General features: G+C 61.2%; 17 protein-coding genes. 4 read left to right on the forward strand and 13 right to left on the reverse strand.

The window, feature by feature from the left end; all coding sequences use genetic code 11:
* Window positions 1-2 precede the first annotated feature (2 nt).
* Together phnC and phnD are read right to left on the reverse strand one after the other, a co-directional pair.
* Window positions 3-794, reverse strand: coding sequence for a phosphonate ABC transporter ATP-binding protein (gene phnC, locus BXA01_RS00480; RefSeq protein WP_076562484.1), 792 nt, complete (start codon window positions 792-794; stop codon window positions 3-5).
* The gene (gene phnD / locus BXA01_RS00485; RefSeq protein WP_076562485.1) at window positions 791-1,657 is read right to left on the reverse strand and encodes a phosphonate ABC transporter substrate-binding protein; all 867 of its coding nucleotides are present in this window, start codon (window positions 1,655-1,657) and stop codon (window positions 791-793) included. Before phnD ends, phnC begins: the two co-directional genes overlap by 4 nt.
* A 109-nt stretch (window positions 1,658-1,766) precedes the next feature.
* Here phnD and BXA01_RS00490 point away from each other — a divergent pair, with 109 nt between their 5' ends.
* The 3 genes from BXA01_RS00490 to map all read left to right on the forward strand — a co-directional run bounded on the left by BXA01_RS00490 (window position 1,767) and on the right by map (window position 3,704).
* Entirely contained in the window at window positions 1,767-2,624 is an 858-nt protein-coding gene (locus BXA01_RS00490; RefSeq protein ID WP_076562487.1) for a LysR substrate-binding domain-containing protein, read from the forward strand.
* A gap of 64 nt (window positions 2,625-2,688) precedes the next feature.
* Window positions 2,689-2,916 (forward strand): ParD-like family protein, encoded by a 228-nt coding sequence (locus BXA01_RS00495; RefSeq protein ID WP_007918027.1) that lies wholly within the window; start codon window positions 2,689-2,691, stop codon window positions 2,914-2,916.
* Window positions 2,913-3,704, forward strand: a complete 792-nt coding sequence (gene map / locus BXA01_RS00500) for a type I methionyl aminopeptidase (RefSeq protein WP_076562489.1) — start codon at window positions 2,913-2,915, stop codon at window positions 3,702-3,704. Before BXA01_RS00495 ends, map begins: the two co-directional genes overlap by 4 nt.
* Window positions 3,705-3,831: 127 nt before the next feature.
* On the opposite strand, the gene BXA01_RS00505 is transcribed toward map, so the two are convergent.
* The 5 genes from BXA01_RS00505 to ribBA all read right to left on the reverse strand — a co-directional run bounded on the left by BXA01_RS00505 (window position 3,832) and on the right by ribBA (window position 9,182).
* The gene (locus BXA01_RS00505; protein WP_076562491.1) at window positions 3,832-4,986 is read right to left on the reverse strand and encodes an ABC transporter ATP-binding protein; all 1,155 of its coding nucleotides are present in this window, start codon (window positions 4,984-4,986) and stop codon (window positions 3,832-3,834) included.
* Window positions 4,987-5,003: 17 nt separating this feature from the next.
* Window positions 5,004-5,813, reverse strand: coding sequence for an ABC transporter permease (locus BXA01_RS00510; protein WP_007918021.1), 810 nt, complete (start codon window positions 5,811-5,813; stop codon window positions 5,004-5,006).
* 6 nt (window positions 5,814-5,819) lie between these two features.
* The gene (locus BXA01_RS00515) at window positions 5,820-6,728 is read right to left on the reverse strand and encodes an ABC transporter permease (RefSeq protein ID WP_076562493.1); all 909 of its coding nucleotides are present in this window, start codon (window positions 6,726-6,728) and stop codon (window positions 5,820-5,822) included.
* Entirely contained in the window at window positions 6,725-7,750 is a 1,026-nt protein-coding gene (locus tag BXA01_RS00520) for an ABC transporter substrate-binding protein (RefSeq protein WP_076562495.1), read from the reverse strand. The genes BXA01_RS00515 and BXA01_RS00520 overlap by 4 nt, the downstream gene beginning before the upstream one ends.
* Window positions 7,751-8,072: 322 nt before the next feature.
* Window positions 8,073-9,182, reverse strand: a complete 1,110-nt coding sequence (ribBA, locus tag BXA01_RS00525) for a bifunctional 3,4-dihydroxy-2-butanone-4-phosphate synthase/GTP cyclohydrolase II (protein WP_076562497.1) — start codon at window positions 9,180-9,182, stop codon at window positions 8,073-8,075.
* 68 nt (window positions 9,183-9,250) lie between these two features.
* On the opposite strand from ribBA, the gene BXA01_RS00530 reads away from it, so the two are divergent.
* Complete coding sequence (locus BXA01_RS00530; RefSeq protein WP_076562500.1) at window positions 9,251-9,547, forward strand: DUF1330 domain-containing protein; 297 nt, start codon at window positions 9,251-9,253, stop codon at window positions 9,545-9,547.
* Window positions 9,548-9,685: 138 nt separating this feature from the next.
* Here the strand turns inward: BXA01_RS00530 and BXA01_RS00535 are convergent, their stop codons facing one another.
* The 6 genes from BXA01_RS00535 to BXA01_RS00560 all read right to left on the reverse strand — a co-directional run bounded on the left by BXA01_RS00535 (window position 9,686) and on the right by BXA01_RS00560 (window position 14,400).
* Window positions 9,686-10,249, reverse strand: a complete 564-nt coding sequence (locus BXA01_RS00535; RefSeq protein ID WP_076562503.1) for an NUDIX hydrolase — start codon at window positions 10,247-10,249, stop codon at window positions 9,686-9,688.
* A 1-nt stretch (window position 10,250) separates the two neighbouring features.
* Window positions 10,251-11,015 carry a GntR family transcriptional regulator gene (locus tag BXA01_RS00540; RefSeq protein ID WP_076562506.1) on the reverse strand — a complete coding sequence of 255 codons (765 nt, stop codon included), beginning with the start codon at window positions 11,013-11,015 and terminating at the stop codon, window positions 10,251-10,253.
* 57 nt (window positions 11,016-11,072) lie between these two features.
* Entirely contained in the window at window positions 11,073-11,462 is a 390-nt protein-coding gene (locus BXA01_RS00545) for a carboxymuconolactone decarboxylase family protein (RefSeq protein WP_003225716.1), read from the reverse strand.
* A gap of 128 nt (window positions 11,463-11,590) precedes the next feature.
* Window positions 11,591-12,076 carry a flavin reductase family protein gene (locus BXA01_RS00550; RefSeq protein WP_076562509.1) on the reverse strand — a complete coding sequence of 162 codons (486 nt, stop codon included), beginning with the start codon at window positions 12,074-12,076 and terminating at the stop codon, window positions 11,591-11,593.
* Window positions 12,077-12,088: 12 nt separating this feature from the next.
* A complete protein-coding gene (locus tag BXA01_RS00555; protein WP_076562512.1) occupies window positions 12,089-13,570 on the reverse strand; it encodes an aldehyde dehydrogenase in 1,482 nt (493 codons plus the stop codon).
* Window positions 13,567-14,400 (reverse strand): alpha/beta fold hydrolase, encoded by an 834-nt coding sequence (locus tag BXA01_RS00560; protein ID WP_024013187.1) that lies wholly within the window; start codon window positions 14,398-14,400, stop codon window positions 13,567-13,569. The genes BXA01_RS00555 and BXA01_RS00560 overlap by 4 nt, the downstream gene beginning before the upstream one ends.
* Window positions 14,401-14,421 lie beyond the last annotated feature (21 nt).

A 14,421-nucleotide genomic window follows, 5' to 3' on the forward strand; every position in this document is an offset into this window, starting at 1 on the left:
GCTCAGGCCCTCGAGGCGGTGCGGTAGGACAGGGTGGGCGTCGGGGTGTCAGCGCAGGCTTGCGCCGATTGCCCCGGATAGATTCGCGCCAGATCGGCGTCGGTCATGCTCGACGCTTTGCCATCGAACACCAGCCTGCCGTTCGCCAAGCCAACCACACGGTCGCCAAACTCACGGGCGTATTCGACCTGATGCAGATTGCACAGCACGGTGATACCCAACTCGCGGGTGGCGTCGCGCAGATACTGCAACACCAGGCGCGCGCTTTTCGGGTCGAGGCTGGCAATCGGTTCATCGGCCAGAATCACTTGCGGCCGTTGCGCCAAGGCGCGGGCAATGCCAACGCGCTGCTTCTGTCCGCCGGACAGCGAATCCGTACGCTCGCCAGCCTTGTGCGCCAGTTCGACACGTTCCAGGCATTGCATGGCCAGTGCCACATCGTCACGGCGGAACAGCTGCAGAATCGAGGCGAGCGTGCCGACGGAACCGAGGCGACCGGTCAGTACATTCTTCAGCACACTCAGGCGCGGCACGACGTTGTGGTGCTGGAAAATCATCGCCACTTCACGGCGCAAAACGCTGGTGTCATGGCAGGCCAGGGCATCGATGCCGGCCACGTTCAGCGTGCCGCTGTCGGCCTGTGCCAGGCGATTGATACAGCGCAGCAAAGTCGATTTACCGGCGCCGGACTGACCGAGCACTACGACGAATTCCCCTGCACCCACCTCAAGGTCAATGCCGCGCAACACCGGGTTGCTGCCGTAGTGTTTGGTCAGCTGGCGGATGCTGATCATTTCATGCTCCGCAAATCGAGATCGAGCACCTTGGCGGTTTCGCGCACTACGTCGTAAGAGGCGTCGGTGGTCGGCTGGAAACCATTGAGCACGCCCTGATCACCCCACGGCACATCCTTGATTGAAGCCAGCGCGTCGGCGACCTTCTTCTTCAATTGTGGATCGAGCGCCTTGCGCCAGACCATCGGCGATTCGGGGATCGGCCTGGAACTCCAGACGATTTCGAAGTCATCCTGCTTCACCACACCTTTGGCCACGGCACTGGCGAAGATGCGGTCAGCCACGGCCGCTGCGTCGACTTTCCTGTTCTCCACCGCGAGGATGCTGGCGTCGTGGGAACCGGAGAAAATTACCCGTTTGAACAGGCTGTCCGGAGCAAAACCGGCCTGCTCAAGGCCAGCCTTGGGAAACAGATGCCCGGACGCTGAGCTCGGGTCGACGAATGCAAACGTATGCCCCTTCAGGTCGGCCAGCGAATGAATGCCGCTGTCCTTGCGCGCCAGAATCACGCTTTTGTAAGCGCTCTGGCCGGTCTTCTTGGTCACCGCCACTGAGAACGCCTCGACATCCGCCACCGAGGTCGCCAGCACGTAGGAGAACGGCCCGAGGTAAGCGACATCGAGCTTGCCCGAACGCAGCGCTTCAATGATGCCGTTGTAATCGGTGGCCACGAACGGCACCACGGGCATGCCGATCTTGCTTTGCAGATCGTCGAGCACTTGCTTGCTCGATTCGATCATTGCCTGGGAGTCTTCCGAGGGGATCAAACCAATGGTCAGTTTATCTTTGGCCCAGACCTGGCTGGCGCCGAGGGCAATGACGGTGAGGCTGGCGACACGCAGAAACTGTTTGATTGTTTTCATGGCATTCCACGGTTTGGTTGGGAGTTGCCACAGGCTAGGTCTGTCACGTGACAGTCATTCAATCAATTCAATATGCGAAACAGCAGCTAACTATTGATGGAGTCTATGGATGTCGAGCGCCAAATTGCGGGCCTTTCTCGCCGTTGCCCGTCACGGCAGCTTCAGTGCCGGTGCGCGGGCGACTGGGCTCAGCCAGCCAACACTGACCACGCAGGTGCAAAGCCTGGAACGTCAGCACAACGTCGAGCTTTTTCACCGGCGTGGGCGGCGGATAGAGTTGTCGGATGTTGGTCGGCAGTTGCTGCCAATCGCGCAACGACTTGCCTTGCTGGAGCTGGAAGCGCACAACCTGCTGCGCGATTCCGGGCGGCTCGACAGCGGCCAGCTCAAGGTCGGTGCAGTGGGGCCGTTTCATGTGATCGAGATGGTCGACAGCTATTTGCAACTGCATCCGAATATCGACGTGTCGATCCGCGTCGGCAACTCGGCTCAAGTGCTGTCGGATCTGGAAAACTATGTGACCGACATCGCCGTGCTGGCGGGGCGGCAAGATGATCCGGCGTTGTGCGCGGTGCGTTATGCGCGGCACGCGATCATTCTGTTTGCCCACCATGAACATCCGCTGGCTAATCGTGGCAGCGTGCGGCTGGAGGAACTGGAAGGGCAGAGGCTGCTGCAACGCGAGCCCGGCTCGACCACCCGACTGGTGCTGGAACAGGCGCTGAATGCGGCGCAGGTCAAACCGCGTATCGCCATGGAAGTCGGCAGTCGTGAGGCCCTACGTGAAGCGGTGGTGCGTGGGCTGGGGTTGGGGGTGGTGTCAGAAGCGGAGTTTATTGCCGACCCGAGAATCCGCACGCTCAGAATCGAGGGCGAAGAGCTGTTCACCGAGACGTATCTGTACTGTTTGGCCGAACGGCGTTCCAGTCGGCTCATCTCATCCTTTTTTGATGCGGCGCTGGGTTGATTTGCAATTCTGCGTAAGGCTTGGCTAATATACGATACATATACACATCGTATCGGATTCATATATGGGCATCGTAAAGATTTCAGAGGACATGCACGAGAACCTGCGCATCTCCAGCAACGCCCTCAGCCGCTCGATCAACGCGCAGGCCGAGCACTGGATGCGCATCGGCATGCTCGCCGAGCTGCATCCCAACCTCGACCACAGCGCCATTTGCCGCTTGCTGATCCGCGCCGAACAAAACGGCGGACTGGATCTGCAACAACTGACTCAGGAAGCCGTCAGCGCATGAGAAACCAGATCAAGATCAACACCCCGGCCGACATCGAAAAATCCCGCGCCGCCGGCAAACTCGCCGCTGAAGTGCTGGCGATGCTGGTGCCGCATGTGAAGGCTGGCGTGACCACCGATGAGCTGGACCGGTTGTGCAACGATTACATCGTCAATGTGCAGAAGGCGGTGCCAGCCAACGTCGGTTATCACGGCTTTCCGAAAACCGTCTGCGCGTCGGTCAACGATGTGGTGTGCCACGGCATTCCATCGGGTACGCCATTGAAAGACGGCGACATCGTCAACCTCGACATCGCCGTGATCAAGGATGGCTGGTTCGGTGATACCAGCCGCATGTATGTCGTGGGTGAGGCAAGCCCCGAGGCGCAGCACCTGATCAAGACCACTTACGATGCGATGTGCGCGGGCATTCGTGCAGTGAAACCGGGCGCGACGCTGGGCGATATCGGTCATGCGATCCAGAGCCTGGCGGAGGCGGAGGGCTTCAGCGTGGTGCGCGAGTACTGTGGCCATGGCATCGGCAAGGTCTATCACGACGAACCGCAGATCCTGCATTACGGCTTTCCCAATCAAGGGCTGAAGCTCAAGGCCGGAATGATTTTCACCGTGGAACCGATGCTCAATGCCGGCAAACGCCATGTGAAGAACATGCCGGATGGCTGGACGGTGCTGACCAAGGATGGCTCGTTGTCGGCGCAGTGGGAGCATATGGTCGCGGTGACGGAGAGCGGGTTTGAAGTGCTGACGGCTTGGCCGGATGAGATTGAAGGGTATTCCCCGATTCATTAAACAATACCGAACCTGTGGGAGCGAGCCTGCTCGCGAAGAGGTTGTGTCAGTCACCATTAATGTTGAATGACACACCGCATTCGCGAGCAGGCTCGCTCCCACAGTGGCGTTTCGGTGGATTGGAAATTTAGTGAGCACCGGCAGCCTTGTTCAAATCGCTCTCGGTCCATTCGGTATAGACACAAGCATCCGCCGTCGCCCAGCGCACCCGGACCGGATCGCCGGCCTTGAGCGGCATGCCTGCCGCCGACAGCGCTTTCACCGTCATCGACGTCCCGCCCGCAGTGACCACGCTGCACGTCTGGCTCTCACCAAGAAACAGCACCTCCGCAACATTCGCCGATACCTCATTCCAACCCGCCGCCAGCGGCTCATCCAGCGCCTGCTGCGTGCTCAACGCCAAGGCTTTTTCCGGACGCACCATCAGCAGCACATCCTGATCAGTGTGCAACCCGGACGTCAGCCGAATCGACAACAACTGCCCCTCGAAACTCGCTGCCGCATTGCCTTGCGCCTTGAGCTTGAGGAAGTTCGAATTGCCCAGAAACGACGCGACAAACGCATTCGGCGGATTCTGGTAAAGGTCGTAACCACTGCCCAGACCAACGATTTTGCCGTGGCTGAAAATCGCGATGCGTTGCGACAGCCGCATGGCTTCTTCCTGGTCGTGGGTCACGTACACGATGGTGATGCCCAGGCGTCGGTGCAGTTGGCGCAGTTCATCCTGCAAGTCCTCGCGCAGTTTCTTATCCAGCGCGCCCAATGGTTCGTCCATTAGCAGAATGCGCGGCTCGTAAACCAGCGCCCGGGCAATGGCAACACGTTGTTGCTGACCACCGGACAGTTGCGAAGGGCGGCGATGGGCGAACTGTTCGAGCTGCACCAGTTTGAGCATCGCATCGACGCGTTTTTCGCGCTCGGCCGCAGCCAATTTGCGAATGGCCAGAGGGAAGGCGATGTTGTCGCGTACCGACAGATGCGGGAACAGCGAGTAGCGCTGGAAGACCATGCCGATGTCGCGCTTGTGCGGCGGCACGTTGACCAGCGACTGGCCATTGACGAGGATCTCGCCGCTGCTCGGTGTTTCGAAACCTGCGAGCATCGACAGCGTCGTACTCTTGCCCGAACCGCTGGAGCCGAGAAAGGTCAGGAATTCGCCGTCCTTGATGTCCAGCGAGATGTTATCGACGGCAGCAAAATCGCCGTAGTGCTTGTTCAGGTTGCGCAGGCTGACCAGGGGTTTGTCGCTCTGCTGGGATGCGTCTTTGATCACGGCACTCATGTCGTACTCCTGGGCGCTCAGGCGCTGATTTCGTTGCGCCGGCGCAGAGCGGCGGCGATCACCATGACCAACACTGACAGGCCGATCAGCAGCGTCGAAGCGACGGCGATCACCGGGGTCAGGTCCTGGCGCAGGGTGGTCCACATTTTCACGGGAAGGGTTTGCAGAGTCGGGCTCGCCATCATCACGCTGAGCACCACTTCGTCCCACGAAACGAGGAAGGCGAAGAGGGCGCCGGCGACCATCCCCGGACGGATCGCCGGGAACGTCACCTTGAACACCGCTTGCAAGCGCGAGGCACCGCAGATCACCGCCGCGTCTTCAATCGACTGATCGAACAGCTTCAGCGAGTTGATGATCGAGATGATGGTGAACGGCAGCGCGACGATCACATGGCTGACGACGAAGGCGAACATGGTCCCGGTGTAGCCGAGCTTGAGAAACAGCGCATACACCGCCACGGCGATGATCACCAGCGGCACGATCATCGGCAGGGTAAACAGGCCGTAGAGCATCTCGCGGCCGGGAAAGCGCCCGCGCACCAGCGCAAACGCGGTCGGCAAACCGAGGGCCACGGCGCAGATCGTGGTCAGCACGGCAACCTTGAGGCTGGCGGCAGCGGCGTTCATCCAGTCGGGATTGGAGAAGAACTGGCCGTACCATTTCAGCGTCCAGCCCGGCGGAGGGAACACCAGCCACTGCGAGGAGCCGAACGAGAGCAGCACGATGAACACGATCGGCAACAGCAGGAACAGACCGATCAGCCCAGTCGTGGCGTAGAGGCCGAAACGCATGCGCCGGCTCATGGCATTGGGGGTCAGGAGCATGTCGGCTTACCTCGCGTTACTGGCGCCAACCGGGGATTCCGGTTGAAGCTTCAGGTAGAAGTAGAACAGCACCAGGGTGATCGCGATCAGCAACGCGGCGCCGGCACTGGCCAGGCCCCAATTGAGGAACGATTGCACCTGCTGAATGATGAACTCCGGCAGCATCATGTTCTGCGCCCCGCCGAGCAGCGCCGGGGTGACGTAGTAACCGAGCGACATCACGAATACCATCAAGCCGCCGGACGCCAGACCCGGCCGGCACAGCGGCAGGAACACCCGGAAGAAGTTGGTCCACGGGCTGGCGCCACAGATCGAGCCGGCCTGCAGGATCATCGGGTCGATGGCCTGCATGGTCGCCTGCAACGGCAGCACGATGAACGGGATCATGATGTAGCTCATGCCGATCACCACGCCGGTGAGGTTGTGCACCATCTCCAGCGGTTGATCGATGATGCCCATGGCCATCAAGGTCTTGTTGATTACGCCCGAGGCTTGCAGCAGCACCAGCCACGAATAGGTACGGGCGAGCAGGCTGGTCCACATCGACAGCAGCACGATGTTGAGGATCCAGCGCCCCCAACCGCGCGGCACCAGGGTGATCGCCCAGGCCAGCGGAAAGCCCAGCAGCAGGCTGAACAGCGTCACCAGCCCGGCCACCGAAAAGGTGTTGAGCAGCACTCGCGCATAGGCCGAATTGGCGAACAACTGTTCGTAGTTGCCAAGGCCAGGTACAGGTTCCAGCACACCGCGCAGCAGCAAGCCAATCAACGGCGCGAGAAAGAACAGGCCGAGGAACAGCAGCGCCGGAACGAGGTTGCCGGCGCCGCGCCAGCGTTGCTTGAAGGCCGAACCGGTAGCGCCAGCGGCGCTCCCGGTGGCAGTGGAGGGACGAGGCGCAGTGGCCGCGATTTTCATTTGACCAGCCATTCGTTCCACCGTGTCGCGATAGCCGGACCGTTCTTGGCCCAGTAAGCGAAATCAAGGGTGATTTGATCCTTGGCGTAAGCCGTCGGCAGGTTGGGGGCCAGCGTCGAATCCAGACGCTCCACACTGTCGAGGTTGACCGGCGCGTAGGCAGTCAGGTTGGAGAAGTCGGCCTGGCCTTTGGCGCTGCTCGCATTGGCGAGGAACTTCATCGCCGCGTCCTTGTTTTTCGAGCCTTTTGGAATGACCAGAATGTCGGCCATGACCAGGTTCTGTTTCCAGCTCACGCCGACCGGCGCGCCATCTTCCTGCAAGGCGTGCACCCGACCGTTCCAGAACTGGCCCATGCTCGCTTCGCCGGACGCCAGCAGTTGCTGCGACTGCGCGCCGCCGCCCCACCAGACGATGTCTTTCTTGATGGTGTCGAGTTTCTTGAAGGCGCGATCCAGATCCAGCGGGTAGAGCTTGTCAGCCGCAACGCCGTCGGCCAGCAGCGCCAGTTCGAGCACGCCGGGGCTTGGCCATTTGTACAGGGCGCGTTTGCCCGGGTAGGTCTTGGTGTCGAACAGCGCGCTCCAGTCCTGCGGCTTGTTGGCGCCGAGCTTGCCCTCGTTGTAGCCGAGGACGAAGGAGAAGAAGAACGAGCCGACGCCGTGATCGCTGACGAAGCGCGGGTCGATCCTGTCGCGCTGGATCACTTTGAAGTCGAGGGGTTCGAGCAGGCCTTCGGCAGCGGCGCGCAGGGCGAAATCGGCTTCGACATCGACCACGTCCCACTGCACGTTGCCGCTTTCGACCATGGCTTTGAGTTTGCCGTAGTCGGTGGGGCCGTCCTGGACGACGGTGATGCCGCTGGCCTTGCTGAACGGATCGGCCCAGGCCTGTTTCTGCGCATCCTGGGTGCTACCGCCCCAGCTGACAAAATTCACGCTTTCGGCAGCCATTGCAACCTGGCCGGTAACGCTGAGCAGTCCCGCGAAAAAGATCGCGGTTGCAGCTTTGTTCAACACCATGTTCACGCCCTCATTGTTGTGTTTTTGAGCGGGCCTTGCGTTGTTGCCCGCCTGTCGGGAGCAGTAGCTGGACGGTTTTTCAGGTCGTCCGGTCTATGGAATATCATATTATGGTATTCCAAACTTTGTGCAAGCACTTTGCCTTACCGGTTATCTGGCGGATCTGTTTTTTTGATGAGTTCAGGACAATGGATTTGAAATGCAAAACTCTTGTGGGAGCGAGCCTGCTCGCGAAGCGGTGGATCATTCAACATTCAAGTCGACTGACACATCGCTTTCGCGAGCAGGCTCGCTCCCACATGGGGTTTGTGCTGGGCTCGGGTTATTCGGTGAACGGAATGCTCTCAACCACCTCGAGGTCATACCCGGTCAACCCCGCGTACTTAAGCGGTGGGCCGAGGTGGCGCAGCTTGCCAACCCCAAGGTTCTGCAGAATCTGCGCCCCAGTCCCGACCTCGGAATAAATCCGCGATTGCGAGCGGCTGAACTGCCGTGGCGGCTGGGTCAGTTGCGGCACGCGCTCCAGCAACGCCTGCGATGATTCATGGTTGGCCAGCACCACCACAACCCCATGACCTTCCGCCGCGACCCGTTGCAGCGCCGCCCACAGGGTCCAGTTCGTCGGCCCGCTGTACTCGGCGCCGACCAGATCGCGCAGCGGATCGATCACATGCACGCGCACCAGCGTCGGCTCTTCGCGGCGCAGATCGCCCATGACCATTGCCATGTGCACGCCGCCTTCGATGCGATCTTCGAAGGTGATCAAACGGAACGTGCCATGCACCGTCGGCAGCTCACGTTCACCGATGCGTTCGATGGTGTGCTCTGTGCTCAGGCGATAGTGGATGAGGTCGGCAATGGTGCCAATCTTGATCCCGTGCTTGCGCGCGAACTGCTCCAGATCCGGGCGGCGCGCCATGGTGCCGTCGTCATTCATCACTTCGACGATCACCGAGGCCGGGGTGAAACCGGCCAGACGCGCCAGGTCGCAGCCGGCCTCGGTGTGCCCGGCGCGGGTCAGCACGCCACCTTCCTTGGCGCGCAACGGGAAGATGTGGCCGGGCTGCACCAGATCTTCGGCGCAGGCATCTGGCGCCACGGCGGCGGCAACAGTGCAGGCCCGATCTGCTGCGGAAATGCCGGTGGTCACGCCGACCGCCGCTTCGATCGACACGGTAAATGCAGTGCTGAACACGCTGCCGTTGGCGGGTACCATTTGCTCCAGGCCCAGACGCTGGCAATGTTCGTCGGTGAGGGTCAGGCAGATCAGCCCGCGTGCTTCGCGGGCCATGAAGCTGATAGCCTCCGGCGTGCAACGGTCGGCGGCCAGCAGCAGGTCGCCTTCGTTCTCGCGGTCTTCGTCATCGACCAGCAGGACCATTTTGCCGAGGCGATAATCTTCGATGATTTCTTCGATGCTGTTGAAGGCCATGCTGGACTCTCAGGGTTCGTTGGAAATATATTGGTATACCATAATACAAAATCAACAGAGAGGTCGCTATGAAGGCGTACTGGATTGCACATGTGGATATAGCCGATGCCGAGCACTACAGCCAATACACCCAGCGCACCCCGCAGGCGATTGCCGCATTCGGCGGCAAGTTTCTGGCCAGAGGCGGGCGCAGCGAGGCGCTGGAAGGGCGGCAGACGCCACAGCGCACGGTGATCATCGAGTTTGAAAACTACGAAACAGCCGTGGCGTGCTACCGCTCGGTGGCGTATCAGGAGGCGAAGAGTTATCGCGAAGAATGGGCGAGGGCGGAGATCATCATCGTTGAAGGCATCACCCCAATTTAAGCCACACTGATGATCGTTCCCACGCTCCGCGTGGGAATGCAGCCCGGGACGCTCTGCGTCCCATCCAGAGCCGAACGCGGAGCGTCCGTAGAGGCATTCCCACGCGGAGCGTGGGAATGATCAGGGGGAAGGTGATTTCTAGCGCATGAAGTGGATCTTGCCGCTGTCATCATTACCCATGTAAATCCCGTAAACCCCGGCCTGGCGCTCTTCGATATAGCGCTCGAGGATCTGCCGGATCGCCGGGTAGTAGATCTGCTCCCACGGAATCTCTTCAGGGGCGAAGAACTTGTAATCCATGGTCTCCGGCCCATACTGCCCGGTGATCTCCTGGGCGATGGCGCGGAAGATGATGTATACCTCGCTGATCTTCGGCACGCTGAAGATCGAATACGGCGAGACGATTTCCGCGCGCACGCCGCTTTCTTCCCAGACTTCACGCAGCGCCGCCTGCTCGGTGGTTTCACCGCTTTCCATGAAACCGGCCGGCAGCGTCCAGGTGCCCGGGCGCGGGGGGATCGCCCGTTGGCACAGGAGGTATTTGCCGTCCTGCTCAATGATGCAGCCGGCAATGATCTTCGGATTGACGTAGTGGATATAGCCGCAGCCGCGGCACATCAGGCGCTCGTGCGTATCGCCCGGCGGCGTCTGCTGACCGAGGTCAGGGCCACCGCATTTCGGGCAAAAGCTCGGGCTGAACATGTCATTGACCTATGCGGGGTTCTTTCAGCGCGATCGGCAGGGTGATCGCCGGGGTGCCTTTGACGGCGACTCCGGTCTCTTCCTGCTTGCGCTTGAGGTAATCGAGGGCCACGGCGGCGGCCGCGCGGACGTGATCGACACACGCCTGATGCGCCGCCAGCGGATCGCCGCTCTTGATCGCCTCGACCATTTTTTCCATCTCGTGATTGCTTGCGCCGCGTCGGTTTTCCTGGGAGACCGAGGTCGCGCGCAGATAGCTGATGCGCGCCTGCAACTGACGCAATTGCGTGGCGGCGACATGGTTGCCCGAGCCTTCGAGCAGCACGTCGTAGAAGCCCTGCACCGAGTCGATCACCTGTTGCAGCTCGCCGTCCTTCAACGACTTGCGGTTGTCATCGAGGGCTTTTTCCAGGGCTTTGATGTCCTTGGCTTTGGCGCGCAGGGTGAACAACTGCACGATCAGGCCTTCGAGCACACAACGCAGTTCGTAGATATCGACCGCGTCGTCGAGGGTGATGATGGCTACGCGCGGGCCTTTGGCGTCGGCGAATTCGACAAGACCTTCGGATTCAAGGTGACGCAAGGCTTCGCGCACCGAAGTGCGGCTGACACCGAGGCGATCGCAGAGGTCGCGTTCGACCAGGCGATCGCCTGGCATGAGCTGGAAATTCATGATCGCGCTACGCAGTTTGTCCAGCACGATTTCGCGCAGGGTAACGGGGTTGCGATTGACCTTGAAGCTGTCGTCGAGTGGCTGGCGTTTCATGGGGTCCGCTCTTGAGCTTGGCTGTCCATGCCAGACGGGCATCAAAACAGCCGAGGGTTAACTGGAGGCCTCGGCGTCGGCTTCGGCAAAGGCTTCACGGGCCAGCCGGAAACTGTCCACGGCCGCCGGAACGCCGCAATAAATGCCGACCTGAAGCAGAATTTCGCGTATTTGCTCACGACTCAGGCCGTTACGCAAGGCGCCACGCACATGCAGCTTGAGTTCATGCGGGCGGTTGAGCGCCGAGATCATTGCCAGGTTGATCATGCTGCGCTCCTTGAGCGACAGACCCTCACGCCCCCAGACATGGCCCCAGCAGTATTCAGTGACCATTTCCTGCAGCGGACGGGTGAAGTCGTCGGCGTTCTCGATCGAGCGCTGAACATAGGCTTCGCCCAATACCTGGGTGCGGATTTTCAGACCTTTTTCATACTTATCGTTACTCATTTCTTTCGCCTCACCTCAATCCTGTGGGAGCTGGCTTGCCAGCGATAGCGGTAGTTCAGTCAGCATTGATGTTGAATGTTCCGTCGCCATCGCTGGCAAGCCAGCTCCCACAGGGTTTTGTATTGTTCTCAAACAAGGGGCGGCAACGCACCGAGCTTGCCCTTGTGATAAATCATCGGTGTCACCGGTTGCTCGGGCAGGATCAGGTTCTTCACTGCGCCGACAATGATCGCGTGATCGCCGCCGTCGTATTCACGCCACAACTCGCACTCGATGATCGCCGTGGCCTTGGCCAGAATCGGGTTGCCCAGATCGCTCAAATGCCACTCGATGCCCTTGGCCTTTTCCTTGCCCTTGCCGGCGAACGCGTAGGCTTCGGCGGTCTGCTCGGCGGAGAGCAAATGGATGGCGAATTTCTTGCTGTCGCGCAGTACCGGGTAGGTGTCGGACGCGTAGTTGGGGCAGAACAGCACCAGCGCCGGGTCGATCGACAGCGCGCTGAACGCGCTGGCGGTGATACCGACGATGCCGCCGTCAGGGTCGAGGGTGGTGACCACCGTGACGCCGGACGGGAACGAGCTCATGACGTCTTTGTAAATGCCGGGTTCGATCATTTCGCAGGACTCCTAGCGCATCACAAACGGATCAGGCATTGGCGCCTGGGAGAGGTTGATCCACACCGTTTTCAGTTCGGTGTAGGCCAGCACCGAATCGATGCCGCTTTCGCGTCCATAGCCACTGTTCTTGAAGCCGCCGATCGGCGCCATCGCCGACACTGCGCGGTAAGTGTTGACCCAGATAATCCCCGAGCGCACATCGCGCGCCAGACGATGGGCGCGGCCGAGGTCGCGGGTCCAGATGCCGGCAGCGAGGCCGAACTGCGAGTCGTTGGCGATCGCCAGCGCTTCGGCTTCGTCTTTGAAACGAATCACCGAAGCCACCGGGCCGAAGACTTCTTCCTGCATGATCTTCATCGAATTGCGGTCGCATTCGAAGAGCGTCGGCTCGTAGAACCAGCCTTCGCCGAGATCCGCCGGACGCTTGCCGCCGGTGCGCAAACGCGCGCCTTCAGCGATCGCATCGGCGACCAGACCTTCGACCACCGCCAGTTGCTGCGCGGTGGCCATCGGGCCCATCTCGCTGTGGTCTTCCTGTGGGTTGCCGATGCGGATGCGCTGGGCGCGCTCGACCAGACGGTTGACGAATTCGTCGTAAATTTCGTCCTGCACCAGCAAGCGCGAACCGGACACGCAACTCTGCCCGGACGCTGCGTAGATGCCGGCAATCGCGCCGTTGATCGCGCTGTCGAGATCGGCGTCGGCGAAGATGATATTCGGCGACTTGCCGCCCAGCTCCAGCGACAGCTTGGCGAAATTCTCGGCGCTGCTGCGCACCACATGCCGTGCCGTGGCCGCGCCGCCGGTGAAGGCGATCTTGCGGATCAGCGGATGGCGGGTGAGGGCGGCGCCGGTGCTCGGGCCGTAACCGGTAACGACGTTGACCACGCCTGGCGGAATCCCGGCTTCGAGGGCCAGGCGCGCCAGCTCGAGAATGGTCGCCGAGGCGTGCTCGGACGGCTTGATCACAATCGTGTTGCCGGCGGCGAGGGCCGGGGCGAGTTTGATCGCGGTCAGGTACAGCGGGCTGTTCCATGGAATGATCGCGGCGACCACACCCATGGCTTCGTGCACGGTGTAGGCAAACAGGTCGGGCTTGTCCAGCGGCAGGGTGCCGCCTTCAAGCTTGTCAGCGAGGCCTGCGGTGTAGTGGAAGAACTCCGGCAGATAGCTGACCTGGCCACGGGTTTCGCGGATCAGCTTGCCGTTGTCACGGCTTTCCAGCTGCGCCAGGTGTTCCTTGTTTTCTGCGATCAGATCGCCGAGGCGACGCAGCAGTTTGCCGCGCGCAGTGGCGGTCAGGCCGCGCCACGCCAGGCTGTCAAAAGCAGTTTGCGCTGCTTGCACGGCGCGTTCGACGTCCGCTTCATCGGCGTCGGGCAGTTCCGCCCAGGCTTGCGCGGAGGCCGGGTTGAGGCTTTCGAAGGTCTTGCCGGAGAGGGCGTCGACCCAGTCTCCGCCGATGCACATCTGGAAGCGTGCGAGTGTCATGCAACGATCCCCTTTATATGGTTTTGTCGGGCGTGTGCGAATTGGAGAAATTCCAGCAGCATCTGGTTGACCAGACGCGGCGACTCTACCGGCATCATATGCCGTTGCTCGGGCAGCACGGCAACCTTCGCAGCGGGGATGCGTCGGGCCAGTTGCTCGGCCATTTCCGGTGTCGAGCCGGGGTCGAGTTCGCCAGTGGCGATCAGTGTCGGCGCCTGAATGCTGCTCAGGTCGTCGGCGCGGTACATGTCCTGGGTGGCGAACAATTCGTAGGTGGTCAGGTAACCCTGCGGATCGTTGTTGGCCAAGGTCTGGCGCAATGCGGCGATCTGCGCCGGGTTGGCCGCCTGATATTCACGGCTGAACCAGCGTGACAGGGCGGCTTCGGCGTTGGCGTCCGGGCCATGTTCGGCAGCCTGCGCAGTGCGGGCAATGACGCCGGCACGCTGTTCTTCGCTGCGGTTGAACACGCTGTTCAGCACCACCAGGCTTTGCAGGCGCTCCGGGTAGTGCAGGGCGAAGGCCCGCGCGACCAGACCGCCCATGGAGAAACCGATCACCGCTGCCTGGGGCAGATTGAGGTGATCGAGCAGCTCGAGCAACTGATCGGCGTAACCGAGCAGGTCGGTGCCGCTGGCCGGGCGGGGGCTGGCGCCGTGGCCGAGCATGTCGTAGGCGATCACCTGGTACTGGCTAGCGAGGCCGACAATCTGCCCGCCCCACATTTCTTTGTTCAGGCCCACGCCGTGGATCAAGACCACGGGCTGGCCTTGGCCGGTCGCCAGGTAACTGGTGCCAGCCGGGGTGAGTTCAGCGGTGAGCCGAATCATGGAGCGCTCCTGCAATGCCTT

It is taken from the genome of Pseudomonas sp. B10, from assembly GCF_900156235.1.
Classification (GTDB): domain Bacteria; phylum Pseudomonadota; class Gammaproteobacteria; order Pseudomonadales; family Pseudomonadaceae; genus Aquipseudomonas; species Aquipseudomonas siliginis.